The organism is Mycobacterium sp. SMC-4, from assembly GCF_050205565.1.
Classification (GTDB): Bacteria; Actinomycetota; Actinomycetes; order Mycobacteriales; family Mycobacteriaceae; genus Mycobacterium.
Map to the genome: position 1 here is coordinate 174,497 of NZ_JBNMQU010000002.1, position 25,579 is coordinate 200,075.

27 protein-coding genes are annotated in these 25,579 nt (G+C 68.8%); 10 read left to right on the forward strand and 17 right to left on the reverse strand.

The window, feature by feature from the left end:
* Positions 1-30 precede the first annotated feature (30 nt).
* The gene (locus ACQI46_RS05595) at positions 31-987 is read left to right on the forward strand and encodes a 5'-3' exonuclease (RefSeq protein ID WP_427092983.1); all 957 of its coding nucleotides are present in this window, start codon (positions 31-33) and stop codon (positions 985-987) included.
* Positions 988-991: 4 nt separating this feature from the next.
* Here ACQI46_RS05595 and ACQI46_RS05600 read toward each other — a convergent pair whose 3' ends face one another.
* The 7 genes from ACQI46_RS05600 to pafA form a co-directional block, all read right to left on the reverse strand.
* Positions 992-1,765, reverse strand: coding sequence for a DUF4333 domain-containing protein (locus ACQI46_RS05600; protein ID WP_427092984.1), 774 nt, complete (start codon positions 1,763-1,765; stop codon positions 992-994).
* A 38-nt stretch (positions 1,766-1,803) separates the two neighbouring features.
* Positions 1,804-4,563 carry a DEAD/DEAH box helicase gene (locus ACQI46_RS05605; RefSeq protein WP_427092985.1) on the reverse strand — a complete coding sequence of 920 codons (2,760 nt, stop codon included), beginning with the start codon at positions 4,561-4,563 and terminating at the stop codon, positions 1,804-1,806.
* Positions 4,547-5,497, reverse strand: coding sequence for a twin-arginine translocase subunit TatC (gene tatC, locus ACQI46_RS05610; protein WP_427092986.1), 951 nt, complete (start codon positions 5,495-5,497; stop codon positions 4,547-4,549). The genes ACQI46_RS05605 and tatC overlap by 17 nt, the downstream gene beginning before the upstream one ends.
* Before the next feature lie 75 nt (positions 5,498-5,572).
* Entirely contained in the window at positions 5,573-5,821 is a 249-nt protein-coding gene (tatA, locus tag ACQI46_RS05615; RefSeq protein ID WP_427092987.1) for a Sec-independent protein translocase subunit TatA, read from the reverse strand.
* A 30-nt stretch (positions 5,822-5,851) separates the two neighbouring features.
* Complete coding sequence (locus tag ACQI46_RS05620) at positions 5,852-6,841, reverse strand: helix-turn-helix transcriptional regulator (RefSeq protein WP_427092988.1); 990 nt, start codon at positions 6,839-6,841, stop codon at positions 5,852-5,854.
* Positions 6,838-7,833, reverse strand: coding sequence for a helix-turn-helix transcriptional regulator (locus ACQI46_RS05625; RefSeq protein WP_427092989.1), 996 nt, complete (start codon positions 7,831-7,833; stop codon positions 6,838-6,840). Before ACQI46_RS05625 ends, ACQI46_RS05620 begins: the two co-directional genes overlap by 4 nt.
* Before the next feature lie 61 nt (positions 7,834-7,894).
* Complete coding sequence (gene pafA, locus ACQI46_RS05630) at positions 7,895-9,253, reverse strand: Pup--protein ligase (RefSeq protein ID WP_427092990.1); 1,359 nt, start codon at positions 9,251-9,253, stop codon at positions 7,895-7,897.
* A gap of 108 nt (positions 9,254-9,361) precedes the next feature.
* Here pafA and ACQI46_RS05635 point away from each other — a divergent pair, with 108 nt between their 5' ends.
* Together ACQI46_RS05635 and ACQI46_RS05640 are read left to right on the forward strand one after the other, a co-directional pair.
* A complete protein-coding gene (locus tag ACQI46_RS05635; protein WP_427092991.1) occupies positions 9,362-9,640 on the forward strand; it encodes a DUF7162 family protein in 279 nt (92 codons plus the stop codon).
* Positions 9,637-11,244, forward strand: coding sequence for an alpha/beta hydrolase (locus tag ACQI46_RS05640; protein ID WP_427092992.1), 1,608 nt, complete (start codon positions 9,637-9,639; stop codon positions 11,242-11,244). Before ACQI46_RS05635 ends, ACQI46_RS05640 begins: the two co-directional genes overlap by 4 nt.
* Here the strand turns inward: ACQI46_RS05640 and prcA are convergent.
* From prcA to dop, 4 genes are all read right to left on the reverse strand, one after another.
* The gene (prcA, locus tag ACQI46_RS05645; RefSeq protein WP_427092993.1) at positions 11,241-11,984 is read right to left on the reverse strand and encodes a proteasome subunit alpha; all 744 of its coding nucleotides are present in this window, start codon (positions 11,982-11,984) and stop codon (positions 11,241-11,243) included. The genes ACQI46_RS05640 and prcA overlap by 4 nt on opposite strands.
* Entirely contained in the window at positions 11,981-12,868 is an 888-nt protein-coding gene (gene prcB / locus ACQI46_RS05650) for a proteasome subunit beta (protein ID WP_427092994.1), read from the reverse strand. Before prcB ends, prcA begins: the two co-directional genes overlap by 4 nt.
* On the reverse strand, positions 12,865-13,059 hold the full coding sequence (locus tag ACQI46_RS05655) for a ubiquitin-like protein Pup (protein ID WP_064393943.1): 195 nt from the start codon (positions 13,057-13,059) through the stop codon (positions 12,865-12,867). Before ACQI46_RS05655 ends, prcB begins: the two co-directional genes overlap by 4 nt.
* A 102-nt stretch (positions 13,060-13,161) precedes the next feature.
* Positions 13,162-14,661, reverse strand: a complete 1,500-nt coding sequence (dop, locus tag ACQI46_RS05660; protein WP_427092995.1) for a depupylase/deamidase Dop — start codon at positions 14,659-14,661, stop codon at positions 13,162-13,164.
* Positions 14,662-14,733: 72 nt separating this feature from the next.
* On the opposite strand from dop, the gene ACQI46_RS05665 reads away from it, so the two are divergent.
* Positions 14,734-15,876 carry a hypothetical protein gene (locus ACQI46_RS05665; protein ID WP_427093194.1) on the forward strand — a complete coding sequence of 381 codons (1,143 nt, stop codon included), beginning with the start codon at positions 14,734-14,736 and terminating at the stop codon, positions 15,874-15,876.
* A 4-nt stretch (positions 15,877-15,880) separates the two neighbouring features.
* Here ACQI46_RS05665 and arc read toward each other — a convergent pair whose 3' ends face one another.
* The gene (gene arc / locus ACQI46_RS05670) at positions 15,881-17,725 is read right to left on the reverse strand and encodes a proteasome ATPase (RefSeq protein WP_427092996.1); all 1,845 of its coding nucleotides are present in this window, start codon (positions 17,723-17,725) and stop codon (positions 15,881-15,883) included.
* Between the two features lie 147 nt (positions 17,726-17,872).
* Here arc and ACQI46_RS05675 point away from each other — a divergent pair, with 147 nt between their 5' ends.
* The 3 genes from ACQI46_RS05675 to ACQI46_RS05685 are packed head-to-tail and all read left to right on the forward strand — an operon-like array spanning position 17,873 to position 19,260.
* Complete coding sequence (locus ACQI46_RS05675; RefSeq protein WP_427092997.1) at positions 17,873-18,367, forward strand: hypothetical protein; 495 nt, start codon at positions 17,873-17,875, stop codon at positions 18,365-18,367.
* A gap of 13 nt (positions 18,368-18,380) precedes the next feature.
* A complete protein-coding gene (locus ACQI46_RS05680) occupies positions 18,381-18,962 on the forward strand; it encodes a hypothetical protein (RefSeq protein ID WP_427092998.1) in 582 nt (193 codons plus the stop codon).
* 1 nt (position 18,963) lies between these two features.
* A complete protein-coding gene (locus ACQI46_RS05685) occupies positions 18,964-19,260 on the forward strand; it encodes a DUF503 domain-containing protein (protein WP_427092999.1) in 297 nt (98 codons plus the stop codon).
* A gap of 10 nt (positions 19,261-19,270) precedes the next feature.
* Here ACQI46_RS05685 and ACQI46_RS05690 read toward each other — a convergent pair whose 3' ends face one another.
* Positions 19,271-20,101 carry a tRNA (adenine-N1)-methyltransferase gene (locus ACQI46_RS05690; RefSeq protein ID WP_427093000.1) on the reverse strand — a complete coding sequence of 277 codons (831 nt, stop codon included), beginning with the start codon at positions 20,099-20,101 and terminating at the stop codon, positions 19,271-19,273.
* A gap of 75 nt (positions 20,102-20,176) precedes the next feature.
* Between ACQI46_RS05690 and ACQI46_RS05695 the strand changes: the two genes are divergently transcribed.
* Genes ACQI46_RS05695 through ACQI46_RS05705 form a run of 3 tightly spaced genes read left to right on the forward strand, consistent with a single transcriptional unit; the run spans position 20,177 to position 22,355 of the window.
* The gene (locus ACQI46_RS05695; RefSeq protein ID WP_427093001.1) at positions 20,177-21,055 is read left to right on the forward strand and encodes a RecB family exonuclease; all 879 of its coding nucleotides are present in this window, start codon (positions 20,177-20,179) and stop codon (positions 21,053-21,055) included.
* A complete protein-coding gene (locus ACQI46_RS05700; RefSeq protein ID WP_427093002.1) occupies positions 21,052-21,849 on the forward strand; it encodes a thioesterase family protein in 798 nt (265 codons plus the stop codon). The genes ACQI46_RS05695 and ACQI46_RS05700 overlap by 4 nt, the downstream gene beginning before the upstream one ends.
* The gene (locus tag ACQI46_RS05705) at positions 21,846-22,355 is read left to right on the forward strand and encodes a DinB family protein (RefSeq protein WP_427093003.1); all 510 of its coding nucleotides are present in this window, start codon (positions 21,846-21,848) and stop codon (positions 22,353-22,355) included. Before ACQI46_RS05700 ends, ACQI46_RS05705 begins: the two co-directional genes overlap by 4 nt.
* Here the strand turns inward: ACQI46_RS05705 and ACQI46_RS05710 are convergent.
* The 4 genes from ACQI46_RS05710 to ACQI46_RS05725 all read right to left on the reverse strand — a co-directional run bounded on the left by ACQI46_RS05710 (position 22,352) and on the right by ACQI46_RS05725 (position 25,416).
* On the reverse strand, positions 22,352-23,722 hold the full coding sequence (locus ACQI46_RS05710; RefSeq protein WP_427093004.1) for an FAD-containing oxidoreductase: 1,371 nt from the start codon (positions 23,720-23,722) through the stop codon (positions 22,352-22,354). The two genes, ACQI46_RS05705 and ACQI46_RS05710, sit on opposite strands and share 4 nt — an antisense overlap.
* 9 nt (positions 23,723-23,731) lie before the next feature.
* A complete protein-coding gene (locus ACQI46_RS05715; protein ID WP_427093005.1) occupies positions 23,732-24,214 on the reverse strand; it encodes a DUF4126 family protein in 483 nt (160 codons plus the stop codon).
* Between the two features lie 70 nt (positions 24,215-24,284).
* The gene (gene hisG, locus ACQI46_RS05720) at positions 24,285-25,133 is read right to left on the reverse strand and encodes an ATP phosphoribosyltransferase (protein WP_427093006.1); all 849 of its coding nucleotides are present in this window, start codon (positions 25,131-25,133) and stop codon (positions 24,285-24,287) included.
* A gap of 1 nt (position 25,134) precedes the next feature.
* On the reverse strand, positions 25,135-25,416 hold the full coding sequence (locus ACQI46_RS05725; RefSeq protein WP_427093007.1) for a phosphoribosyl-ATP diphosphatase: 282 nt from the start codon (positions 25,414-25,416) through the stop codon (positions 25,135-25,137).
* Positions 25,417-25,579: the final 163 nt, after the last annotated feature.

Here is a 25,579-nt window from a genome sequence, read left to right on the forward strand (position 1 = left end):
CGAAGAGAGGGCGCCTGGCAGGATGGCGGCGTGACAGCTCCCCTGGTGCTCCTCGACGGCGCAAGCATGTGGTTCCGCTCCTATTTCGGTGTCCCGTCGTCGATCACCGCCCCCGACGGTCGACCGGTCAACGCGCTGCGCGGCTTCCTCGACGCGGTCGCCACCGTCATCAGCCGCGAACAGCCGCACCGCCTGGTGGTGTGCCGCGACGACGACTGGCGCCCGCAGTGGCGGGTCGACCTGATCCCGTCCTACAAGGCCCACCGGGTGGTCGAGGAGCACCCGGCCGAGGAGCCCGACGTCGAGGAAGTGCCCGACGACCTGACCCCTCAGGTCGACATGATCTTCGAGATCCTCGACGCGTTCGGCATCGCCACGGCCGGTGCCGCCCACCACGAGGCCGACGACGTGCTCGGCACGCTCGCCGAACGCGAGCAGCGCGACCCGGTCGTCGTCGTCAGCGGGGACCGCGACCTGCTCCAGCTGGTGCGCGACGAGCCGGTGCCGGTGCGGGTGCTGTACCTGGGTCGCGGACTGGCCAAGGCCACCAAATGGGGTCCGGCCGAGGTGGCCGAGACCTACGGCGTGCCCGTCGACCGAGCCGGACCGGCGTATGCGGAACTGGCGTTGCTGCGCGGCGATCCCAGTGACGGGCTGCCCGGGGTGGCCGGTATCGGAGAGAAAACCGCGGCGTCCCTGCTGGCCGGCTACGGGTCGCTGGAGCAGATCCTGGCCGCCGCCGAGGACCCCCGCTCGAAGCTGTCGAAGTCGCACCGGACCAAACTGCGCAGCGCCGCGGACTACATCGCGGCGGCCACCCGGGTGGTGCGGGTGGCCACCGACTGCGCGGTGGACTTCTCCACCGACAGCGACGCGCTGCCGCTGGCCGCGCGCCACCCCCGCAAAGTCGTCGAACTCGCCGAACGCTACGGCGTGTCGTCGTCGATCGGGCGACTGCAGGCCGCGCTGGACAAGCTGCCCGGCTGAGGGGCTACTTGGGGCGGCCGACCTCGTAGGTGCCGTCGTCGTCCTGGAACGTCACGGTGACCTGACGCTTGGTGCCGTCGATGCTGACCTCGCAGTCGAAGGTGTCACCCTTGCGGACCGTCGGGCTGACACCGCCATTGCAGCTCACGTCGTTGACGTTCTTGGCGCCGTAGCCGTTCGTCTCGTCGGTCAGGATCTGCTGGACCCCCTGCTCGGCGGCCCCGATGTCGAGTTTGGTGGTGACGAAGAAGCCGGGCTTCCAGAACCCCATGACCAACACGGCGATCACGATGAGGCCCACCAGCGCGCCGATGACGGTGCCGACGACCGCCATCGACCGCTTCTTGCCGTCCTCGCCGCCGGGCTGCGGATATCCCGGGTACTGACCGAACTGGCCCGGCTGCTGCCCGAACTGGCCGGGCTGCTGTCCGTAGGGCTGTCCATACGGCTGGCCGTACGCACCGGGCTGACCGTACTGGCCCGGCGGCGGGTAGCCGGCGGGGTTGTACTCCGGCGGCGGCTGCTGACCGTACTGCTCGGTCGGCTGATACTGCGGCGGGTACGACTGCGGCTGCTGGTACTGCGGATACTGCTGCGGTGTGTAGGCCGGGGGCTGCCACTGCGGCTGCTCGGCACCGGGCACCTGCGCCTGCTCCGACCCGGACGGCGGCTGCCATCCCTGGTTGGCGGCGGCGTCGCCCGACGGCTGGTCCGCGCCCGAGTCAGGCTGTTGACCCGGCCACGGCTGCGTCGGGTCAGGTCCCTGCGGTCCGCTCATTTCTCTCCTTGGTCGTGCCGTGCCTGCTGGGCCACACCCTACCCGGCATCAACAGCTACGACGCCGCGCCGGACGTCGTTTATCGCGCGTTTCGCGGTTGCCCGCAACGCCGGTGTGGGCGCCGCACCGCGGACCTGATCAGCGAGATCGAGCACCTGGCGGCACCACCGGACGAAGTCGCCGGCCGACATGTACGAGCCGGTGCCGGCCGTGTCGGAGGCGGCGAGCGCGGTCGCGAGATCCCCGGTGCGGGCCCACCGGTAGATCGCCGCGACGAAGCCGTCGTCGGGTTCGCGGCTCTGGGCGATGCGATGGCGTTGTTCGTCGCTGCGGACTTCGGCCCACAACCGGCGGGTCTGGTTCAGCGCCCGGCGCAATCGGCCCGTCGGCACGTCCCCGGCGTCGTTGGGTTGACCGTCCCGGCGGGACTCGTAGACCACCGCCGACAGCGCCGCCGCGAGCTCGGCCGGATCCAGGTCGTCCCACACCCCGGCCCGCAGGCATTCCGACACCAGCAGGTCGCTCTCGCTGTAGATGCGCGACAGCAGTCGCCCGGCATCGGTCACCGTCGGCGTGTCGCCGTCTGCGGCGATGTAGCCGCGTTCGGTCAGCAGGACCACGATCCGGTCGAAGGTCAGGGCCAGCGAGTTGGTGGCCGACTCGATCTTCTTGCGCAACTGCGCATTGTCGCGCTCGATCCGCAGGTAGCGCTCCACGGTGCGCGCCCGTTCCTCCCGGTCCGACAACCGGTGCGCCGGATGGTTGCGCATGCGCTCGCGCAGCGCCGCCAGCTCCGGGTCGACGTCCGGGTCCGGCGCAGGGCCACTGCGCCGGGCCCGCGCCGACGGCACATCCAGCCCGGCGGCCGCCGACCGCAGCGCCGACGCCAGATCCCGCCGGGCACGCGGATTGCGGTGCTCGACCCGCTTGGGCAACGTCATCCTGCCCAGCGGCGGCGCTCCACCCGTATAGTCGGCCGACGAGATCCGGCCCGCCCAGCGGTGTTCGGACAGCACCAGCGGTCGGGGGTCGTCATCGTCGCGGGCGGGTTCGAGCACGACGGCCAGACCGCCGCGTTTGCCCTGATTGATGTTGATGATGTCGCCGCGGCGCAGGGCGGTCAGCGCGTCGTTGACGGCTTGGCGGCGCTGCAGCCGCGACGCCCGCGATTGCGACTTCTCCCGCGCGGCGATCTGCGTGCGCAGCCGCACATAGTCCAGAATCGGCGAATCAGGTCCACCGAACTCGGCGGCCAACTGCTTCATCATCCGATCGCCGCGTTCGACGCCGCGCACCAGGCCGACGACCGACCGGTCGGCCTGGTACTGCGCGAAAGACCGCTCCAACAACTGGTGAGCCTGCTGCGGCCCCATCTGGTGGACCAGGTTGATCGTCATGTTGTAGGTCGGGGCGAACGAGCTGCGCAGCGGGAATGTCCGCGTCGAGGCCAGCCCGGCGACCTCGGCCGGGTCGACGTCCGGGTTCCACAGCACGACGGCGTGACCCTCCACGTCGATGCCGCGGCGGCCCGCCCGGCCGGTGAGCTGGGTGTACTCCCCCGGCGTCAACGGCATGTGCTGTTCGCCGTTGAACTTCACCAGCCGCTCGAGCACCACGGTGCGTGCGGGCATGTTGATACCCAACGCCAGTGTCTCCGTGGCGAAGACGGCTTTGACCAGACCCGCGGTGAAGAGTTCCTCGACGGTGTGGCGGAACGTCGGCAGCATGCCGGCGTGGTGCGCGGCCAACCCGCGCAGCAGACCCTCCCGCCACTCGTGGAAGTCGAGCACCACCAGATCGGTGTCGTTGAGATCAGCGGTGCGGCGGTCGACGACCTCGGCGATCCGGCGGCGCTCGGAGTCGGTGGTCAGTCGCAGGTTCGACCGCAGGCACTGCTTGACCGCGGCGTCGCACCCAGCACGGGAGAAGATGAAGGTGATGGCCGGCAGCAGGTTGCGCTGTTCGAGCACCGAGATGACGTCGGGGCGGCCGGGGGTGCGGTAGATGCTGGGCCGGCCCGGGCGGCCCCGGCCGCGCGGCTGCCAGTCGGCCATGCGGTCTGCCTCCCGACGATGCGCTATGTGACGCAACAACTCCGGGTCGACCACCGCGTCGCGTGTCGACGCAGCCGCCTCGGCGCCCCGGTAGTCGAACAGGTCGAGCAACCGCTTGCCGACCAATACGTGCTGCCACAGCGGCACGGGTCGGTGCTCATCGACGACCACGGTGGTGTCGCCGCGCACGGTCTGGATCCAGCCGCCGAACTCCTCGGCGTTGCTGACCGTGGCCGACAGCGACACCAGCCGCACCTCTTCGGGCAGGTGCAGGATCACCTCTTCCCACACCGCGCCGCGCATGCGGTCGGCCAGGAAGTGCACCTCGTCCATCACGACATACGAAAGTCCGCGCAGCGCAGGGGAATCCGCGTAGAGCATGTTGCGCAGCACTTCGGTGGTCATCACCACGACGTCGGCGTCGCCGTTGATCGCCTGGTCCCCGGTGAGCAGGCCGATCCGTTCGGGGCCGTAGCGGCGGACCAGGTCGGCGTGCTTCTGGTTGCTCAACGCCTTGATCGGCGTGGTGTAGAAACACTTGCCGCCGGCCGCCAGCGCCAGATGGACGGCGAACTCCCCCACCACAGTCTTGCCGGCGCCGGTGGGCGCGCACACCAGCACGCCGTGCCCGTAGGCCAAGGCCTCGCAGGCGCGGCGCTGGAAATCGTCGAGGGCGAAAGACAGGTGGGTGGTGAACGCGTCGATCTGCGGCTGCGCCGGCACCGGATCAGGTCGCGTCGTCATCGACCACCAGTCGGGACGGGGCGGGCACCGCAGACGGCGCCTCGATCGGTTCGGCCGAACCGATCGGCGCGGCCGCGTCGTCGGAGACCGAATCCAACGCCGCGCGGCGCGCCTTGCTCTTGTCGGACAGGCGGGCGATCTGGATGGCGAACTCCATCAACGCCGTGATGGCCAACGCCAGCGCCAACATCGAGAACGGATCAGAACCCGGCGTGGCGAACGCGGCGAAGACGAACACACCCATGATTAGACCGCGCCGCCAGGCCTTGAGCCGTTCGTAGGTCAGCACCCCGACGAGGTTGAGCATGATGATCAGCAGCGGGAACTCGAAGCTGATCCCGAAGACCAACAGCAGGTTGATCAGGAACCCGAAGTACTCCTCGCCGGACAGCGCCGTCACCTGGACGTCGTTGCCGATGGTCAACAAGAACCCCAACGCCTTGGACAACACCACGTACGCCAGCACCGCCCCGGCGACGAACAGCATCGCGCCGACGGTGACGAAGGCGACCGCGAACCGTCGTTCCTTCGCGTACAGGCCCGGCGTGATGAACGCCCACAGCTGGTACAGCCACACCGGGCACGCCATCACGATGCCGGCCGTCAACCCCACCTTGAGGCGCAGCATGAACTGGTCGAACGGCGCGGTCGCCAACAGCCGACATTCCCCGTCCGGCGTGATGGAGGCGCGCGAGGCGTCCGGTAGCGCGCAGTAAGGTCCACGCAGCCAGTCACCGAGGCTGGGCAGGCCGAGGAAACCGTGGCCGTACCACAGGAAACCGAGCACGGTGGTGACCAGAACGGCGAGGACCGCCAAGAGAAGGCGGGTCCGCAGCTCGGTGAGGTGCTCGACCAGCGACATGGTGCCGTCGGGGTTGACCCGTGAACGTCGCTGACGCGGGTCGAGCTTCTTGAACAATCCGGGGATCTGCACGGCAGTCGGTTAGCTGCTGCTCACAGGCGCGTGATCACCGCCGCGGCGCAGACCGCGGCGTGCGAGACGAGCCGGTCAGGCTGAACGCTGGTCCGGGGATGCCTCAGACGGCGCCGGCGCGGCGGTGCCGTCGGGAACCCGCTCGGACGTGATCTGCGTCGGCGAATCCGACTTGGACTCGGCCTGCATTTCCTTGATCTCGGACTTGAAGATGCGCATCGACTTGCCGAGTGAGCGCGCTGCGTCCGGGAGCTTCTTGGCACCGAAGAGCAGCACGAACACGGCGATGACGATGGCCCAGTGCCAAGGTGAGAGACCACCCAATTTCGTTACCTCCAGACGTCTGGGCCGAGTCTACTCGGTTGTGGCGTTCTCGCTGGCTTCATAGGCCGCCAAGGCCGCGACCGCCGCGGCGCGCACCCGTTCGGCCAGCGGCTGCGGCTCGAGCACCTGTACGGCCGAACCGAAGCCCAGCACGAACCGCGACATCCAGTCGTCGGAGGCGTAGGTCATGGCCGCGTCGCACGAGCCGTCGGGATGCTCGTGCAGCACCCGCAACGGGTAGTAGTCGAACATCCAGGCTGCCGACCGGCTGACCCGCAGCGTGGCCGTCGGCAGCGAAGGGTCGGCGGTGTCGGGGTCGAACAGCGAGGTGTCGGGCTCGGCCTGCACTGCCGGTGGCGGCGGTGCCGCCGGCTCGTCGAGGACGCGGGCGTCGACGATGCGGTCGAAGCGGAACAGCCGCACACCTTCTGCGGTGCGGCACCAGGCCTCCAGGTAGCTGTGGTCGGCGACCAGCAGCACGCGGATCGGGTCGACGATCCGGCTCGACAGCATGTCGTGGGAGGCCGAGTAGTACTCCAGGGCCAGTGCCTTGTCGGCGCGGACGGCGGTGCGCACCGCGGCCGCGGCGTCGCTTTCGATCGGGGCGGGCTCGTCGACGGCGGCGCCCTCGACGTGATGGCCGGCGTGCCCGGCGGCGGACTCGATCTTGGCGATCGCGCTGCGCGCGGCCTCGGGGTCGACCATGCCGGGTACGTCGAGCAGCGCCCGCAGCGCGACCAGCACACCGGTGGCCTCCGGCGAGGTGAGCCGCAACGGGTGGTCGATCCCCGCGGTGAAGGTGACCTCGATGGTGTCGTCGGAGAACTCGAAGTCGATCAGGTCGCCCGGTCCGTAGCCGGGCAGGCCACACATCCACAGTTGGTTGAGGTCGTCGCGCAGCTGTTTGACGGTGACACCGAGATCCGCGGCGGCCTCGGCGTAGGTGATGCGCGGGTTGGCCTGGAAATACGGGACCATGTTGAGCAACCGCACCAGCCGGGTGCTCACCGATGTTGTCATGCGTTCACCTCCGCCTGCGCGCGCAACCGGCCGATCACGTCGCTGCGCAACGGTTGGGGTTCCAGCACGATCGCATCGGCGCCGTAGCTGGCGACCTCGCGGGCGAGGCGGTCGAACATCCCCACCTCGACGGTCAGTTCGTCGCCCTCGCGGCCCCCGAGGGTGCGCGGGGTCACCGCAGTCGCGCGGCGGCGCAGCGCCAACGCACGGTCGGCGGCCACCCAGATCCGGGCGTCGCCGGCGTCGGGCCACTCCCCGACGACCCGCGCCAGGATCTCTCGCAGGTCGACGTCGTCGGGCTTGGTGACCGCGCCCGCGTCACCGATCAGCGTGACCTCGGCGCCGATGCGGGAGAGCCGGAACGTGCGCACCGCGTCGCGGTCGCGGTCGTGGCCCACCAGATACCAGCGGCCTTTGTCGGTGACCACACCCCAGGGTTCGACCGTGCGCGTGGCGTACGGTTCGCTGCGCGACGAACGGTGCGGGAACTGCACCGCGTGCCCGGAAGCGATGGCCGACAACAGGGTTCCCAACACGTCTTCCGAGCCCCGCAGGCCGGGCAGCGCGCCGGTCGAGGTGATCATCACGCCGAGGTCGTCGGCGGCGTCGATGTCGATCCCGGCCGCGCGCAGCTTCAGCAGCGCCCCCTGGGTGGCGGTGATCAGCTCCGGTGACTCCCACAGCTTCGTTGCCACGGCGACGGCGGCCGCCTCGTCGGCGGTCAGCCGGACCGGCGGCAGCGCGTACGCCTCGCGGTTGATCCGGTAGCCCTCCGTCGGATCGCTCATCGAGACCCGCCCGGTCTCCAATGGGATGCCCAGGTCACGCAACTCGTTCTTGTCACGCTCGAACATCCGCGAGAACGCGTCGTCGCTGGCGGTTTCGCTGTAGCCGTACACGGTTTCGCGGATCCGGTCGGCCGTGATGAAGGTGCGTGTGGACAGCAGCGCGATGACCAGGTTCATCAACCGTTCGACTTTGGAAACCGCCACGGCTACGAGCTTAGAGCGGGTTGGCACCGACGCATGACGCCCATACCGCGCGTCGGGCAACTCACATACTGGCGATGAGGCGCTTGACCCGTTCGTCGACCGAGCGGAACGGATCCTTGCACAGCACGGTGCGTTGAGCCTGGTCGTTGAGCTTCAGATGCACCCAGTCGACGGTGAAGTCGCGGCCGGCTTCCTGCGCGGCGCTGATGAACTCGCCCCGCAACTTCGCCCGGGTGGTCTGCGGCGGGGTGTTGACCGCCGCCTCGATCTCCTCGTCGGTGGTGATGCGAGCAGCAAGACCCTTGCGCTGCAACAGATCGAACACGCCGCGCCCGCGTTTGATGTCGTGGTAGGCGAGGTCGAGCTGGCTGATCTTGGGATCCGACAGCTCCATGTTGTAGCGGTCCTGGTAGCGCTGGAACAGCTTGCGTTTGATCACCCAGTCGATCTCGGTGTCCACCTTGGCGAAGTCCTGGCTCTCCACCGCGTCGAGCTGGCGGCCCCACAGGTCGACCACCTGGGAGATCTGCGGGTCCGGCTCGCGGGTCTGCAGATATTCCACCGCGCGCGAGTAGTACTCACGTTGGATGTCGAGCGCGCTGGCCTGCCGTCCGCCGGCCAGGCGCACCGGCCGGCGCCCGGTCAGGTCGTGGCTGACCTCGCGGATGGCGCGGATCGGGTTGTCCAGGGAGAAGTCGCGGAACGCCACCCCGGCCTCGATCATCTCGAGCACCAGCGACGCCGAACCGACCTTGAGCATCGTGGTGGACTCGCTCATGTTCGAGTCGCCGACGATGACGTGCAGGCGCCGGTACTTCTCGGCGTCGGCGTGCGGCTCGTCGCGGGTGTTGATGATCGGACGCGACCGCGTGGTCGCGCTGGACACGCCCTCCCAGATGTGCTCGGCACGCTGGCTCAGGCAGAACGTGGCCGCCTTGGGCGTCTGCAGCACTTTGCCCGCGCCGCAGATCAACTGGCGGGTGACCAGGAACGGCAGCAACACGTCGGAGATGCGGGAGAATTCGCCGGCCCGCACGATCAGGTAGTTCTCGTGGCAGCCGTAGGAGTTGCCGGCAGAGTCGGTGTTGTTCTTGAACAGATAGATGTCACCGCCGATGCCCTCGTCGGCCAGGCGCTGCTCGGCGTCGATCAGCAGATCCTCCAGGACCCGCTCACCTGCGCGGTCGTGGGTGACCAGCTGGGCGAGGTTGTCACACTCGGCGGTCGCGTACTCGGGGTGGCTGCCGACGTCGAGATACAGCCGCGCACCGTTACGGAGGAAGACGTTCGAACTGCGGCCCCACGACACCACCCGGCGGAACAGGTACCGGGCGACCTCGTCGGGACTCAGCCGGCGATGGCCGTGGAACGTGCAGGTGACACCGAATTCTGTCTCGATGCCCATGATTCGTCGCTGCACCTCATCGAGACTACTGGTTGCTCGGCCGGTGCGGTGGCCGACACCGCGGAGTTGTTCGGCCTGTGGATAACCCGGGTGGCCAGTGCGGCCCGCCTGCCAGCATGAGCCATGGCGGAAATCACCCACGTCGACGCCGATCACCTGTACCGTCTGGCCGCCCGGATGGACGACGCGGCCGACCACGTCGCAACCTCCGACTGGCCGCAACTGGCGCCGGAGGCGTTGCCCGGCTCGGTGGTCAGCGCGGCGACCGAGGCACAGCCGATCGCACGTCGGGTCCAGGAGGTGGCGATCGGGTTGCGCAGCTGGGCCGCCGCCGCCCGGGATGCGGCCGGCGCGTTCGCCGGGACCGACCACGCCAACGGCGCCCGGTTCGGTGGGCCGTGAGCCCTCCGACCCTGTCACAGGCGCGGGCCTGGGATCCCGACGCGCTGGCGCGGCTCGGCGACCAGTGGGACGAGGCGGCGCGGCGTCTGCTCGCCGATGTCGACGCCGCGCTCGTCGAGGTCGACCGTGGTGGCCGGCAGTGGACCGGCGCGGCCGCCGACGCAGCCCGCCGCCGGGCCGGCCGGATCGCCGACGACGCCGCGGCCGCCGCACGCATCCTGATCGCCGCGTCGGTGGCCGCCCACGACGGCGCCGACCGGATCGGAGCAACCCGCAGGCAGGTTCTCGCGCTGGCCGATGCGGCTCACCGCGACGGCCTGTGGCTCGACGAGGACGGCACGGTACGCGCGCACGGCGATCCGGGGTCCCTTCTGCAGATGATGGCCGGCGGCAACGCCGAGGTGGCCGCGGGCATGCTCGAAGCTCGCGCAGCGCGGCTGACCGTCGAGCTGGCCGGCGCGCTGCAGCGACTCGGCGACGCCGACGCCGATGCGGCCGACGACATCGCTGCCGCGTTCGCCTCGGCGCCGACGACCCCTCCGGCGGCGGCCACGGTCCCGGCAGGGGCGTGGCCCGTGCAGGCCGCTGATGTCGTGGACGCGTGGCCGGCGATGAGCCAGGACCGCATCGCCGCCCAGATCGCCGACATGACCCCGCATCAGCGCGAGCAGTTGATCGCCGGGTTCCCGCGCCAGGTCGGCAACACCGACGGCGTGCCGTGGCCGATGCGCGTGCAGGCCAACCGGGTGAACATCGCGTCCGCGATCCTGGCCGAGGACGGCCGAGACGACGGCTCGCGGCGCCGTCAGGCCCTGTACCGGGACCTGCTCGGCGAGGTCGACGATCCTGCCGGCGACGGTGGCCGGATCCCGCGTCAGATCCTCGCGTTCGATCCGGGACGGGCGTCACTGGTCGAACTGCACGGCGAACTGGACGGCGCGACGGGCGTGGGTGTGCTGGTCCCCGGGGTCAACACCACGATGGAAGGTTCAGCGGCCAACACCGCCACCGCGCGCCGCTTCGTCGCGGGCAGCCGCGGCACGGTCGCGATGATCACCTACCTGGGCGGGCCGTTCCCGCAGGTCGACGACCCCGTCGACGTCCTGCGCCACGCCGCCGACCCCGACTATGCGCTGCAGATGGCCCCGCGACTCGTCGCGTTCAGCGAAGACGTGGAACGTGTTGTGCCGCCGGGTGTTCCGGTGACCGTACTGGGGCATTCGTACGGCGGCGCCATCGTCGGGACCGCCGAGACCCTGGGGCTGACGTCGGACCGGACGGTGTTCCTGGCCGCCGCCGGAGCCGGTGTCGGCGTAGACGACCCGTCGGACTGGCACAACCGCAACCCGCACGTGCGACGGTTCTCGATGACCGCACCCGGCGACTTCATCGAGCTGGTGCAGGGCTTCCCCGGTGGACCGCACGGCCGCGATCCCGACGAGATGCCCGGTGTGACAGCACTATCCACCGGTCGCTACGACGACGGCAGCTGGGTCGCCGGCTGGGACGCGCACAGCGGGATGCTCAACCGGCCCTCCGACGCGTGGCGGACCATCCTGGCGGTCATCTCCGGCGAACAGGCCGCCACCGTCGGCGTGCCCTAGGACTGGTCGCCCGCCGGCTCGGCCGCGGCAGCCGAATCCTGCTCCGGCAGAAGCGCTTCCAGCGCCGAACCGGTGATCCGGCGGAACGCGCGCCGTGGCCGGTTCGCGTCGAGGATGGCGACCTCCAGCGTGGCCGGGCCCAGCGTGCGCGCCTCGGCACCGTTGCCGCCCGCGCTGAGCGCCGCCACCGCGATCGGCACCGCCTCGTCCAGGGAGGCGTTCTCGGTGTAGGACTCGTTGAGCGCCGTGATGATCGGCTCCGTGGTGCCGCCCATCACCACGAAATGCGGTTCGTCGGCGATGGATCCGTCGTAGGTGATCCGGTACAGCTCAGGCGGTTTGGTTTCGCCGTAGTGCGCCACCTCGGCCACGCAGAGCTCCACCTCATAAGGCTTGGCCTGCTCGGTGAAGATCGTGCCGAGCGTCTGCGCGTACACGTTGGCCAGCTGGCGGCCGGTGACGTCCCGCCGCGAGTACGCGTAGCCCTGGGTGTCGGCGAAGCGGATGCCGCCGCTGCGCAGGTTGTTGAACTCGTTGAACCGGCCCACGGCGGCGAAGCCGACGCGGTCGTAGAGCTCGCTGACCTTCTGCAGGGAACGCGACGGGTTCTCCGCGACGAACAGCACGCCGTCGGCGTAGGCCAGCGCGACCACGCTGCGCCCCCGGGCAATGCCCTTGCGCGCCAACTCGGAACGCTCACGCATCGCCTGTTCGGGCGAGATGAAGTACGGGAAGCTCATGACGCGTCACCTCGCGGCTGGGCGTCGGGACCGAAAGTGTCGGCCCGCGAACGACTCTCGATGATCTGACGACACACTGCGGCGATCTGGCCCTCGGTCACCTCGACGGCGCCGTCGGCGGTGATCACCACCGCCGTCGGGTAGATGCCGCGCACCAGATCCGGTCCGCCGGTGGCGGAGTCGTCGTCGGCGGCGTCGTAGAGAGCTTCGATGGCCACCCGCAACGCGGAATCAGCGTCGGTCACCTGCGAGTAGAGCTTCTTCATCGACGACTTGGCGAAGATCGAGCCCGACCCGACCGATTGATAGCCCTCCTCTTCGAGGTTGTGGCCACCCGCGGCGTCGAACGACACGATGCGGCCTGCCGCCTCGGGGTTCGGGTCGTCGAGGTCGTAACCGGCCAGCAGCGGCAACGCCACGAAACCCTGCAGTGCCGCACCGAGATTGCTCCGCACCATCGTGGCCAGGCGGTTGACCTTGCCGGGGAAGGTCAGGGCCACGCCCTCGATCTTCTCGTAGTGCTCGAGTTCCACCGCGTACAGACGGGCGAACTCGACGGCGATGGCCGCGGTGCCCGCGATGCCGGTGACGGTGTAGTCGTCGGTGATGTAGACCTTCTGCACATCCCGGCTGGCGATCATGTGCCCCTGCGTGGCGCGCCGATCGCCGGCCATCACCACGCCGCCGGGGAACTTCAGCGCCACGATCGTGGTGCCGTGCGGCACCGATTCGGTCGGCAGTCCAGGGGACGCGGTGCCCGCCGTGGGCAGCAGGTGCGGCGCCTGGTGGCGCAGAAAATCGCTGAACGACGACAAGTTCACGCCGGTGGGCGACAGAGGTAGAGCGGAGGGAAAGGCCGAGCGAGCGTCATGCGGCCAGGTCACTGTCCACCCTTCTGCACGTAGGCACGGACGAAGTCCTCGGCGTTCTCCTCCAGGACATCGTCGATCTCATCGAGCAGATCGTCGGTGTCCTCGGCCAGCTTCTCGCGACGCTCCTGGCCCGCGGCGGTGCTGCCGGTCAGGTCGTCGTCTTCGCCGCCTCCGCCGCCGCGCTTGGTCTGCTCCTGAGCCATCGCTGCCTCCTGCGTCAGTCTTCACCGTGGGGGGCGTAGTCCCTCGCCCGCCAGTTCCTCCACACTACCGGTCGGCCACGAGATTGCCGGAGATAGCTCGACCTACGTCGTCGTCAGTTGCTCGACGAGCTCGACAGCGCTGTCGACGGACTCCAGCAGCGCCCCCACGTGCGACTTGCTGCCGCGCAGCGGCTCGAGCGTCGGGATCCGTACCAGCGAATCGCCGCCGAGGTCGAAGATCACCGAATCCCAGCTGGCCGCCGCGATGTCGGCGCCGAAGCGGCGCAGGCACTCGCCCCGGAAGTACGCCCGGGTGTCGGTCGGCGGATTGTCCACCGCGTCGAGCACCTGTTGCTCGGTGACCAGACGCTTCATCGAGCCGCGGGCCACCAACCGGTTGTAGAGGCCCTTGTCGAGCCGGACGTCCGAGTACTGCAGATCGACCAGATGCAGTCGGGGCGCGTTCCAGTTGAGGTTCTCGCGCTGCCGGAACCCTTCGAGCAGACGGAGCTTGGCCGGCCAGTCCAGCAGGTCGGCACACTCCATCGGGTCACGCTCGAGCAGATCGAGGACGTGGGCCCACGTTTCGACCACGTGGCTCGCGCGCGGGTCGGGGTCGCGGCTGTCGACCAGCTTGGCGACCCGGTCGAGATAGATGCGCTGCAGCGCCAGCCCGGTCAGCTCGCGGCCGTCGGCCAGCGCCACCGTCGCCCGCAGCGACGGGTCCCGGCTGATCACGTGCACGGCGTGGACGGGCCGCGCCAGCGCCAGGTCGCTGAGATCGACACCTTCCTCGATGAGGTCGAGCACCAGCGAGGTGGTGCCCAACTTCAGGTAGGTCGAGGTCTCGGCGAGGTTGGCATCGCCGATGATGACGTGCAGCCGCCGGTATTTGTCGGCGTCGGCGTGCGGCTCGTCGCGAGTGTTGATGATCCCGCGCTTGAGGGTGGTCTCGAGGCCGACCTCGACCTCGATGTAGTCGGCGCGCTGGGACAGCTGGAACCCGGGCTCGTCGCCGGACGGGCCGATTCCGACGCGCCCGGAGCCGGTCACCACCTGCCGCGAGACGAAGAACGGTGTCAGACCCGCGATCACCGCCGAGAACGGGGTGTGGCGACTCATCAGGTAGTTCTCGTGCGAGCCGTAGGACGCGCCCTTGCCGTCGACGTTGTTCTTGTACAGCTGCAGCTTCACCGCGCCGGGCACGCTGGCGACGTGGCGGGCCGCGGCCTCCATCACGCGCTCACCGGCCTTGTCCCAGATGACCGCGTCCATCGGATCGGTGCACTCGGGCGCCGAATACTCCGGGTGCGCGTGGTCGACGTACAGCCGGGCCCCGTTGGTCAGGATCATGTTGGCCGCGCCGACCTCGTCGGCGTCGACGATCGGCGGCGGACCCGACGACCGGCTCAGGTCGAAGCCGCGGGCGTCGCGCAGCGGCGATTCCACCTCGTAATCCCACCGGGTCCGCTTGGCGCGCTGGATGCCGGCGGCTGCCGCGTAGGCGAGCACCGCCTGCGTGGACGTCAAGATCGGATTCGCGGTCGGATCAGACGGCGATGAGATGCCGTACTCGACCTCCGTTCCGATGATCCTCTGCATACCGACCACCCTAGACATCGATACGAATTTGCTGCACAGCAGCCTGCGACTGACAATGTGCCCGTGTCGGACATGCGGCAGGTCCACCAGTGGTTTCTGCATCGCGGACTGCCGCTGGTACTGACCCGACGGGTACGGGCCCGCAAACTCGTCCAGCGCTCGGCACCGATGATCAGCGTCGTCGGCGCCCTCACGGCGGTGACCATGCTGCTGGCCGACCTGACCGGACCGCAGCCCGACTACGGATACGCGGCGCGGCTGGCGCTCATCGGCGTGGTGCTGTTGGTGGCGCCGTTCGCACTCGAGCTGCTGCACCGGTCGGGCACCCGCGGCGGGGAGACGCTGCGCCGGTGGGCCGCGGTGTTGGTGATGACGATCTTCGTGGTGGTGATGCCGCTGACCGTCGACGGATGGTCACGCTCCTCCGCAGCGGAGGTGCCGGTCTTCCTGATCATCTCCCTGGCTGCGATCTGGTTGACCTATCTGGGCTTCGGTTCGATCGCGCTGTGGGCGTTCCGCTTCGCCTGGGTGCAGCTCGGCGCGTTGGGCACGCTGATGAGCCGGGCACTGCCGCTGCTCATGCTGACCGTGGTGGTCTACTTCACCGGCGAACTGTGGCAGCTGTCCGCCCGGATGAGTCGCGAGCGGCTGTGGCAGACCATCGGTTTCTTCAGCCTGGTGGCGCTGGTGTTCATGGTCGCCACGATCCGCGACGAGGTCCGCGCCCTGCGCGAGGACCGCTCGGCACAGTCCGATCCCGACGCGCTGCTCACCGGGACGCCGCTGCAGTCGCGCGGTGTCGTCGCGCATGCGGCGCCGCCGCTGTCGGTGGCCGAACAGCTCAACGTGATCGCCGTCATGGTGGTGGCGCAGGCGATTCAGGTGGTGCTGTTCACCGCGGGTCTGTTCGCGTTCTTCCTGGCTCTCGGCGTCGTCGCCGTGCCCGATGACGTCAGCGTGCTGTGGGCCGCCGAGCAGAGCTGCGCGGTCGGCGAACCGCCCTGCGCGGGAACGTGGTTCGGCATCCACATCCCGATCCCGCAGACCGTCGTGCACATGTCGCTGTTCGTCGCCGTGCTGTCCGGCCTGTACTTCACCGTCAGCACGAGCGTCGACCCGCTCTACCGGCAGCGGTTCTTCGACCCACTGATCTCCGACGTCGCGGTCAGTCTGGCCGGCCGCGACGCCTACCTCGAACTCGAGACCCGCACCTGATGCGTTACAGGTACTGACCCAGGTTCGACTCCGTGTCGATCGCCCGACTCGCCGAGGAACTCTTCCCGGTGACCAGCGTGCGGATGTAGACGATCCGCTCGCCCTTCTTGCCCGAGATCCTGGCCCAGTCGTCCGGGTTGGTGGTGTTGGGCAGGTCCTCGTTCTCGGCGAACTCGTCGACGATCGAGTCGAGAAGATGCTGGATCCGCAGACCCGGCTGCCCGGTCTCGAGCACCGACTTGATCGCGTACTTCTTGGCCCGGTCGACGACGTTCTGGATCATCGCACCGGAGTTGAAGTCCTTGAAGTACATGACCTCTTTGTCGCCGTTGGCGTAGGTCACCTCCAGGAACCGGTTGTCGTCGATCTCGGCGTACATGCGCTCGACGACCTTCTGGATCATGCCCTGGATGCAGGCCGCCCGGTCGCCGTTGAACTCGGCGAGGTCGTCGGCGTGCACCGGCAGTTCCTCGGTCAGGTACTTGCTGAAGATGTCCTGCGCCGCCTCGGCGTCCGGCCGCTCGATCTTGATCTTGACGTCCAGGCGGCCGGGCCGCAGGATCGCCGGATCGATCATGTCCTCGCGGTTGGAGGCGCCGATGACGATGACGTTCTCCAGGCCCTCGACGCCGTCGATCTCCGAGAGCAACTGCGGCACGACCGTCGTCTCGACGTCCGAGCTGACCCCGGTGCCGCGGGTGCGGAAGATCGAATCCATCTCGTCGAAGAACACGATCACCGGGGTGCCTTCGGAGGCCTTCTCGCGGGCCCGCTGGAAGATCAACCGGATGTGGCGTTCGGTCTCGCCGACGAACTTGTTCAGCAGCTCGGGGCCCTTGATGTTGAGGAAGTAGCTCTTCGCCTCGCGGGCGTCGTCGCCGCGCACCTCGGCCATCTTCTTGGCCAGCGAGTTGGCCACCGCCTTGGCGATCAGCGTCTTGCCGCAACCGGGCGGACCGTAGAGCAGCACACCCTTGGGCGGGCGCAGCGAGTACTCCCGGTAGAGCTCCTTGTGCAGGAACGGCAACTCGACCGCGTCCCGGATCTGCTCGATCTGCCGGGTGAGGCCACCGATGTCGTTGTAGGCGACGTCGGGAACCTCTTCGAGGACCAGATCCTCGACCTCCGCCTTGGGGATCCGCTCGAAGGCGTAGCCGGCCTTGGTGTCGACCAGCAGCGAGTCGCCGGGGCGGAGCTTGCGCGGCCGGTCGTCGGTCTGATCGTCTTCGTCTGCATAGGCATCGTCGGGCAGGTGCTCGGCGGCCACCAGCGGTTCGGCCAGCCACACGATGCGCTCCTCGTCGGCGTGCCCTACCACCAGGGCGCGGTGCCCGTCGGACAGGATCTCGCGCAGCGTGCTGATCTCGCCGACCGCCTCGAAGTTGCCGGCTTCCACGACTGTCAGCGCCTCGTTGAGGCGCACGGTCTGGCCCTGTTTGAGCGACTTGGTGTCGATGTTCGGTGAGCAGGTCAGCCGCATCTTCCGGCCGGAGGTGAACACGTCGACGGTGTCGTCGTCCTGCACCCCCAACAGCACCCCGTAACCACTGGGCGGTTGGCCGAGCCGGTCGACCTCCTCGCGCAACGCGAGCAGCTGCTGGCGCGCTTCTTTGAGCGTGTCCATCAACTTCGCGTTACGAGCGGCCAGCGAGTCGATCCGCGCCTCGAGTTGATGTACGTCACGGGCACTGCGGCTGCCCGTCACGCCGGCGGCGTTCTCCAGCTGTTCACGCAGGAGCGCCGCTTCGCGACGTAGTTGTTCCAGCTCCGCGGCATCTTCGCTGGACAGATGGTTGTCGGGAGATGCTCCAAAGACGCCAGAGGCCTCAGAACGCTCGGACTCACTCATGTTGCGCTCCTTTCCCACACCGGATGTTGGTGCGGTAACAACTTCAAAGCTACCGGCGATTCAGTCATTGTGTGCGGTCTGGGAATTCGACACACCTGCTGCACTTGTTAACCTCTGAAGATCAGTTCGGCCAACGGAAGGACAGCCGTGACCCTGAAACCCCTCGTTACCAGCTTGACCGCTGGGGTGGCAACCGCATTCGTGTTGGGTGCCGCCGCGGGTGTGACCTCGATTGCAGTAGGAACCGGAACCGCTGCGGCGAGCCCGGCTGTTCTTGCCCCGCTGCCCACCGCACCGGCCCCTGACCTGCAGGGTCCGCTGTTGTCCACATTGTCGGCGCTGCAGGGCCCCGGTACGTTCACCGGCGGCAAGTCCACGTACGTGCAGGGCGGTCTCGGCGCCGTCGAGGCCCGCCTGGCCGACCGTGGCTACAACAACGCCGCCGCCAAGGGTTACTTCCCGCTGAGCTTCTCCATCGACAACATCGACCAGAACGGGCCGGTGGCCACGGCGTTCGTGACGGCCACGTCACCTGGCGGTGCGGTCGCCAGCCAGCCGTTGACGTTCATCGCCGGGCCCAGCCCCACGGGCTGGCAGCTGTCGAAGCAGTCCGCCATGGCGCTGATGACCTCGGTGGGCTGACGCCCTACCGCAGATGACGCGGGCGCGTCGCACCGCTTTCCTGAGCGCCGCCACGATCGTGGCGGCGCTCGGGCTCGGTGCCTGCGCGTCCGATGAATCGGAGCATCCGGCGGCGACGTCGGTGGAGACCTCCCCGGCACCGTCGGTGGGTCTCCCCGCACCGCCGCCCGTCCCGGACGGTCCGCCGCTGCCGCCGCCGGAGGCGCTGACCGATGTGCTGGGGCGGCTGACCGACCCAGGGGTCGCCGGCGCCGAGAAGGTCGGGCTCATCGAAGGCGCGTCCGTGTCCCAGGCCGACGCACTCGATCGCTTTGCGATCGCGTTGCGCGACAACCGGGCGCTACCGCTGACCTTCGAAGCACGGGATCTAAGGTGGTCGGCGTCGGACCCGGATCATGTGATCGCCAACGTCGTGATCGCCACGGCCAACCCCGGCAACGGCGCATTCACCTCCCCGATGGAGTTCGCCCGCACCGACGGCGCCTGGCAGCTGACCCGCACGTCGGCCGATCAGCTCCTGCATCTGGATGCCGGCCCGACGCCGCCGAGTCCCGCCGGCCCGACGCCGCCGAGTCCCGCGGATCCACCGCGCTGACATGTGGATCGGTTGGCTGGAGTTCGACCTGTTGCTCGGTGACGTGCGCTCGCTGAAGCAGAAGCGCTCGGCGGTCCGGCCGCTGATCTCGGAGCTGCAGCGACGATTCGCGGTGTCGGCCGCCGAGACCGGATCGCAGGATCTGCACCGCCGCGCGGGCGTCGGCGTGGCGGTCGTGTCCGGTGACCGCGCACATGTGGTGACGGTGTTGGACGCCGCCGAGCGCCTGGTCGCGGCGCGACCCGAGTTCGAGTTGCTGTCGGTGCGGCGGGGCCTGCAGCGCAGCACCGACGAGTGACGCCGACCGATCAGACCGTCGGTCGCTTGCGGCGCAACGGGACCGGTGCCACCGCCCCAGGTGCCAGCTTTCGCGCACTGACCAGGAACGCGGTGTGTCCGCGCATCGAGTGCTCGGGCCGCACCGCCAACCCGACCACGTGCCAGCCGCGCTGCATGCTCTCCCACGCGCGGGGTTCGGTCCAGCACTGCTGCTCGCGCAACGCCTCGACGATGCGGGACAGCTGCGTGACCGTCGCGACGTAGACCATCAGCACGCCGCCGGCGACCAGCGCGTTACTGACGGCGTCGAGGATCTCCCACGGCGCCAGCATGTCCAGCACGACGCGATCGACCTCGCCGCCGGTGTAGGCGCCCACGTCGCCGATCACCAGTTCCCAGTTCGGCGGCCGTTCACCGAAGAACGTCTCGACGTTGCGCACCGCGTGCTCGGCGTGGTCGTCGCGTACTTCGTAGGACGTCACGGTGCCGTCGGGTCCGACGGCACGCAGCAGCGAACACGTCAGGGCCCCGGAGCCGGCGCCTGCCTCCAGCACACGTGCGCCGGGAAAGATGTCGCCCTCGTGGACGATCTGTGCGGCGTCCTTCGGGTAGACGACCTGCGCGCCGCGCGGCATCGACATCACGTAGTCGACGAGGAGGGGACGCAACACCAGGAACTGATCGCCGTTGGTCGACTTGATCACGCTGCCTTCAGGCAGGCCGACCACGTCGTCGAGCGAGATGATGCCGCGGTGGGTGTGGAACTCGCCGCCCGGCTTGAGCAGCATGGTGTAGCGCCTGCCTTTGGCGTCGGTGAGCTGGACTCGGTCACCGACGGCAAACGGACCAGTTCTGCGCACGACTGAACAGCCTGCCACCAGACGCGCCGCGATGGTTATTCGGGGGTTGTCCGATGCCGGTCCTATGGTGTGGTCATGGACGGACGAACGGAACATCCGGTGCGGCGTCCCGCGCTGTCTCCGTCGCGGGCCGGCGATTTCAAACAGTGCCCGTTGCTGTACCGCTTCCGCGCCATCGACCGTCTGCCCGAGCCGTCCTCGACCGCCCAGGTCCGCGGCTCCGTGGTCCACGCCGCACTCGAGCAGCTGTATGCGCTGCCCGCGGCCCAACGGCTGCCCGAGACGGCCCTGTCGCTGGTGGTCCCGGCCTGGGACCGTGTGGTGGCCGAACAGCCGTCGTTGGCCGCCGACATCGACCCGGCACTGCGCGACGAGCTGCTCGAGCAGGCCCGCACGTTGCTCTCCGGCTACTACCGGTTGGAGGATCCAACCCGGTTCGATCCCCAGAGTTGCGAGCAGCGTGTCGAAGTGGAGTTGGCCGACGGGACACTGTTGCGCGGTTTCGTCGACCGTATCGACGTCGCGCCCACCGGTGAGGTGCGGGTGGTCGACTACAAGACCGGTAAGGCGCCGCCCGAAGCCCGGGCGCTGGCCGAGTTCAAAGCGATGTTCCAGATGAAGTTCTACGCGGTCGCGCTGCTGCGTTCCCGCGGTGTGCTGCCGGCGAAGCTGCGGTTGCTCTACCTGGCCGACGGTCAGGTACTCGACTACACCCCCACCCACGACGAGCTGCTGCGCTTCGAGAAGACGCTGATGGCGATCTGGCGCGCCATCCAATCCGCCGGCGCCACCGGCGATTTCCGCCCGAACCAATCGCGGCTGTGCAACTGGTGTGCCCACCAAGCGCGGTGCCCGGCTTTCGGCGGCACTCCCCCGCCCTATCCGGGCTGGCCGGAGGTTTTCGACGACGGCGATCCCGATGCTGTCCTGCAGGCAGCGGAGCCGGCCGCGTGACCGATTGTCTTTATCGCCGACTGTCCCGCGACGGCGACGAGGACGTCTTCGCGTCCACGGACGGCACCCGCAGTAACTGGGATGCGCAGATCCAGCACGGTTCGCCGCCGCTCGCGCTGCTGACGAAGGCCATCGAGGAGCTGGCCGCGGGCACGGGTCTGCGGATCGGGCGCCTCACACTCGACATCCTGGGCGCCATACCCGTTGCGCCGGTTCGTGTTCGGGCATGGGTGGATCGGCCCGGGGCGCGGATCTCGATGATGGTCGCCGAGATGCGTGCCGAACGGTCAGACGGCACGTGGCGCGCCGTCGCCCGGGTCAGCGCCTGGCTGATCGCGCCCAGCGACACCCGCGACGTCGCGTGCGCGCGCTACGCGCCTCTGGTGGAGGGGCCCGACACCGGATTGAGCCACGCCTGGGCCGGGGCTCCCGGATACCTGGAGACGGTCAGCTGGCGCAAGCAGGCCACACCCGACGGTTCGGCCGCCGAGGCGTGGATGAGTCCTCTTGTGCCGCTCGTGGATTCGGAGCCCACCACCGCTGTACAGCGGCTCGCGATGGTGGTCGACTCGGCCAACGGCATCGGCGCCGCGCTGGATCCGCAGAAGTTCGTGTTCATGAACACCGACACCGTCGTCCATCTGCTGCGCCTCCCCGAAGGCACCGACTTCGGGTTGCGTGCGCTCGGTTCGATCGGGCCGGACGGTATCGGCGTCACCTCCGCGGAGATCTTCGACCGTGACGGCTTCATCGGCACCTGCGCACAGACCCTGCTGGTCCAGCGGCTGCCGTGATCACCGCTGTGCGGCGCCAGTTCGAGGTGGCTTGGGCGTTGACCGAGATCCATCTGAGCGCGCTCGGCGAGGACGACTTCCTGTGGGAGCCCGGGCCGCTGTGCTGGACGGTGCGTCGCGGCGACGACGGGCTCTGGCGTGCGGATTTCGCCGAGGTGGAACCCGATCCTGTTCCGGTGCCCACGATCGGTTGGCTGACGTGGCATGTGGACTTCTGGTGGAGCGCGGCGATCGACTCCTTGACCGGTGCGCCGCTCCGCCCGCCGTCGGAGGTCCCCTGGGCGGGTGACGGCGCGGGCGCCGTCGCGCGACTGCGGGCGCTGGCGGCGCGGTGGCAGACGCTGCTCGACGGGCTCACCGAGGAAGGTGCGGCGGAGCCGGCGACCTTTCCGTGGGGTGCCGACGCCGGCCGTACCGTCGCCGACACCGTCCTGTGGGTCACCGTCGAGTTGACCAAGAACGCCGCCGAGATCGGACAGCTCCGGCTGCTACGCCACGCACGCTAGGTGAGCGGCGCGAGATCCTGGAGAAGCGTGGGCAGCAGCTCGCTGACGGTCGGGTGGATGTGCATGGTGCGCGAGATCGCCGTATAGGGCAACTTCGCGGTCATCACGTCGATGATCGTGTGCACCACCTCGTCGCCGCCGACCCCGAGGATCGCCGCACCGAGAATCTGTTCGGTCTCGGCGTCGACGACCACCTTCATGAAGCCCCGGGTCTCACCCTTCTCCACGGCCCGGCCCACCCGCGTCATGGGACGCTTGGCCACCAACGCTTTTCGGCCGGAGCGGCGCACTTCTTCGACACTCATCCCGACCCTGCCCAGCGGCGGGTCGACGTAGAGCGCGTACGTGGGGATGCGGTCGGTGACCCGGCGCGGGTCGTCGTCGAGCAGGTTCGCCGCGACGATCTCGAAATCGTTGTACGACGTGTGGGTGAATGCGCCGCGCCCGTTGCAGTCCCCCATCGCCCACACGTGGTCCACGGTGGTGCGGAGCTGGTCGTCGACGACGATGTGGCCGCGGTCGTCGGTTTCCACGCCGGCGACGTCCAGGCGCAGGTCATCGGTGTTGGGCCGCCGGCCCACCGCCACCAGCAGGTGCGTGCCGTCGACCGATTCAGCGCCCCCGCCGGGGCTGAGCGTGAAACCGTTGGGGTGCTTGCTGATCCGGATGTCGTCGGCGCCGGTGACGACGCGGATGCCTTCGGCTTCGAGGATGTCTCGGATCGCCGCGGAGACGTCGGGATCCTCTCGGGAGGTCAGCCGCGCACCTCTCGCGACCACCGTCACCTGCGCCCCGAAGCGGCGATACATCTGCGCGAACTCCAGAGCGATGTAACTGCCGCCGATGATGACCAGATTCTCGGGGACCACATCGAGGTCGAGGATGCTGACGTTGGTCAGGTAGTCGACGTCGCCGAGTCCGGGCAGGTCCGGCACGACGGCGCGCGCGCCGACGTTGAGGAAGATGCGGTCGGCGGCCAGGAGTTCGTCACCGACGCGCACGGTGTGGGGATCCTCGAACCGGGCATGGCCGCGGATCAGGGTGCAGCCGTCCATGCCTTCGAGCCACGACTCGACGCCTTCGCGGTCTCCGACACTGATCCGGTCCTTGCGCGCCTTGACCGCGGCCATGTCGACCGTGACCGATCCGGTGCCGACGCCGAAGTCCGCGCCGCGACGGGCCAGATGGGCGGCGTGAGCGCTGGCGATCAGCGTCTTGGTCGGGATGCAGCCGGAGTTGACGCAGGTACCCCCGACGAGTTTGCGTTCGATGACCGCGACGGTCTGGCCGGCGGCGGTCAGGCGTCCTGCCAACGGAGGGCCGGCCTGACCGGCGCCGACGATGATCGCATCGAACCGTTGTGTCATGTGGCGGCCCTAGACGAGGCTGACCAGGAAGACGATGACAAAGGCCCCGCCGACGGCGACGACATCTTCGAGAACGGCGCCCGGGCGGTCCTTGCCGTTGTTGCGTTCGGCGAGCCGACGTCGCAGTTCGGCTCCGGCCAGCGTGCCCAGCACGGCGCCGACGATCCCGGCACCGGTGCCGATGAAAGTGTGGAAGAACGCGCTGCCGATCACCGCTCCTGCGAAGCCGCCACTGATCAGCCGGGCGATGAACTGCGGCGGAACGCGGCGACTGGGCGTGTTCGGCAGCTGATCGGCGACCAGTTCCGCGAGCAGGAAGATGGTCAGCACGGTGACGGTGATCGGATGCGCCATCCATTCCGACCACTTGTCGCCGACGTCGACCCAGCCGAACATGGTTCCCCATGCCACGACCGCGGGCGCGGTCATCGTCCGCAGTCCCGCGATCACACCGATGAGCAGCGCCAGAATCAGGACAAGTAGCTGGGTCATCGGACCTCCGGGCGGTGGATGATCATCCGGACGCTAACACGCATTCCGCGCCGATGAGCGGCTGTGCGGATTAAAAGCGGCAGAACCGGATGTCGGTGGCCAGGATCGCCTTCGCGCCGATGGCGGCGAGCTCGTCCATGATGGAGTTCACCTCGCGGCGCGGCACCAGGGCGCGCACCGCCACCCAGTCCGGGTCGGCGAGCGGCGCGATCGTCGGAGACTCCAACCCGGGCGTCACCTCGATGGCCGCGTCGAGAACCGCACGCGGACAGTCGTAATCCAACATCAGGTACTTCTGGCCGAACACCACACCTTGGACGCGGCCCGCCAATTGGTCACGGGCAGCGGCATTCTGGTCGGCGCCTTCGCGCTCGATCAGCACAGCCTCGGAGTCGCACAGCGGCTCACCGAAGGCCACCAGATTGTGCAACCCCAGGGTGCGGCCGGAACCGACCACGTCGGCGATCGCGTCGGCGACACCCAGCTGAACCGAGATCTCCACCGCACCATCGAGTCTGATCACGGTGGCGTCAATCCCGTTGGCCGCCAGATCTTTCCGGACCAGGTTCGGGAACGCGGTCGCGATGCGTTTGCCGGCCAGGTCCTGGACCGTCCACTCCCGCCCCGCAGGTGCGGCATAACGGAACGTCGAGGACCCGAAGCCCAGCGCCAGACGTTCCCGCACCGGGGCGTCGGATTCGCGGGCCAGGTCGCGACCGGTGATGCCGAAGTCCAGCTGGCCCGAACCGACGTAGATGGCGATGTCCTTCGGGCGCAGGAAGAAGAACTCGACGCCGTTGGCGGGGTCGACGACGGTCAGGTCCTTGGTGTCGGTGCGGCGGCGGTAGCCGGCTTCGGAGAGGATGTCCGATGCGGGTTCACTGAGCGTGCCCTTGTTCGGGACGGCGACGCGCAACATGTCACAACTTCCTGTACACGTCGTCGAGCGTGAGGCCACGCGAGAGCATCAGCACCTGCGTCCAATACAGCAGCTGGCTGATCTCCTCGGCCAGCGCCTCGTCGCTCTCGTGCTCGGCGGCCAGCCAGACCTCACCGGCCTCTTCGAGGATCTTCTTGCCGATGCCGTGCACACCTGCGTCGAGCGCGGCCACGGTGCCGCTTCCGGTGGGGCGGGTGCGCGCGCGTTCGCTGAGTTCGGCGAACAGCGCATCGAAGGTCTTCACAGGTGGCGATTGTTTCATGTCCGGCCGGAAAAGCCGCGTGCGGCCATGGGGATCAGCGGGTGAGAATGAGCGTGATGCCCGCCGCCCAGCACGAGACCTACACACAGCGGCGTCGGGCCATCTTCGACATCGTCGATCCGTATCTGGACGTTGCGTCGATGGTTCCGACGAACGTCGCGTC

Bases quoted from the DNA above. Each gene is read 5' to 3' on its own strand.
- ACQI46_RS05635 (WP_427092991.1), top strand. From the start codon at position 9,362: ATGGCGGAAATCACCCACGTCGACGCCGATCACCTGTACCGTCTGGCC.
- dop (WP_427092995.1), bottom strand. From the start codon at position 14,661: ATGCAGAGGATCATCGGAACGGAGGTCGAGTACGGCATCTCATCGCCG.
- ACQI46_RS05655 (WP_064393943.1), bottom strand. From the start codon at position 13,059: ATGGCTCAGGAGCAGACCAAGCGCGGCGGCGGAGGCGGCGAAGACGAC.
- ACQI46_RS05725 (WP_427093007.1), bottom strand. From the start codon at position 25,416: ATGAAACAATCGCCACCTGTGAAGACCTTCGATGCGCTGTTCGCCGAA.
- hisG (WP_427093006.1), bottom strand. From the start codon at position 25,133: ATGTTGCGCGTCGCCGTCCCGAACAAGGGCACGCTCAGTGAACCCGCA.
- ACQI46_RS05600 (WP_427092984.1), bottom strand. From the start codon at position 1,765: ATGAGCGGACCGCAGGGACCTGACCCGACGCAGCCGTGGCCGGGTCAA.
- ACQI46_RS05710 (WP_427093004.1), bottom strand. From the start codon at position 23,722: ATGACACAACGGTTCGATGCGATCATCGTCGGCGCCGGTCAGGCCGGC.
- ACQI46_RS05665 (WP_427093194.1), top strand. From the start codon at position 14,734: ATGCGGCAGGTCCACCAGTGGTTTCTGCATCGCGGACTGCCGCTGGTA.
- ACQI46_RS05620 (WP_427092988.1), bottom strand. From the start codon at position 6,841: ATGACAACATCGGTGAGCACCCGGCTGGTGCGGTTGCTCAACATGGTC.
- ACQI46_RS05715 (WP_427093005.1), bottom strand. From the start codon at position 24,214: ATGACCCAGCTACTTGTCCTGATTCTGGCGCTGCTCATCGGTGTGATC.
- ACQI46_RS05605 (WP_427092985.1), bottom strand. From the start codon at position 4,563: ATGACGACGCGACCTGATCCGGTGCCGGCGCAGCCGCAGATCGACGCG.
- arc (WP_427092996.1), bottom strand. From the start codon at position 17,725: ATGAGTGAGTCCGAGCGTTCTGAGGCCTCTGGCGTCTTTGGAGCATCT.
- ACQI46_RS05680 (WP_427092998.1), top strand. From the start codon at position 18,381: ATGACGCGGGCGCGTCGCACCGCTTTCCTGAGCGCCGCCACGATCGTG.
- ACQI46_RS05695 (WP_427093001.1), top strand. From the start codon at position 20,177: ATGGACGGACGAACGGAACATCCGGTGCGGCGTCCCGCGCTGTCTCCG.
- prcA (WP_427092993.1), bottom strand. From the start codon at position 11,984: ATGAGCTTCCCGTACTTCATCTCGCCCGAACAGGCGATGCGTGAGCGT.
- ACQI46_RS05685 (WP_427092999.1), top strand. From the start codon at position 18,964: ATGTGGATCGGTTGGCTGGAGTTCGACCTGTTGCTCGGTGACGTGCGC.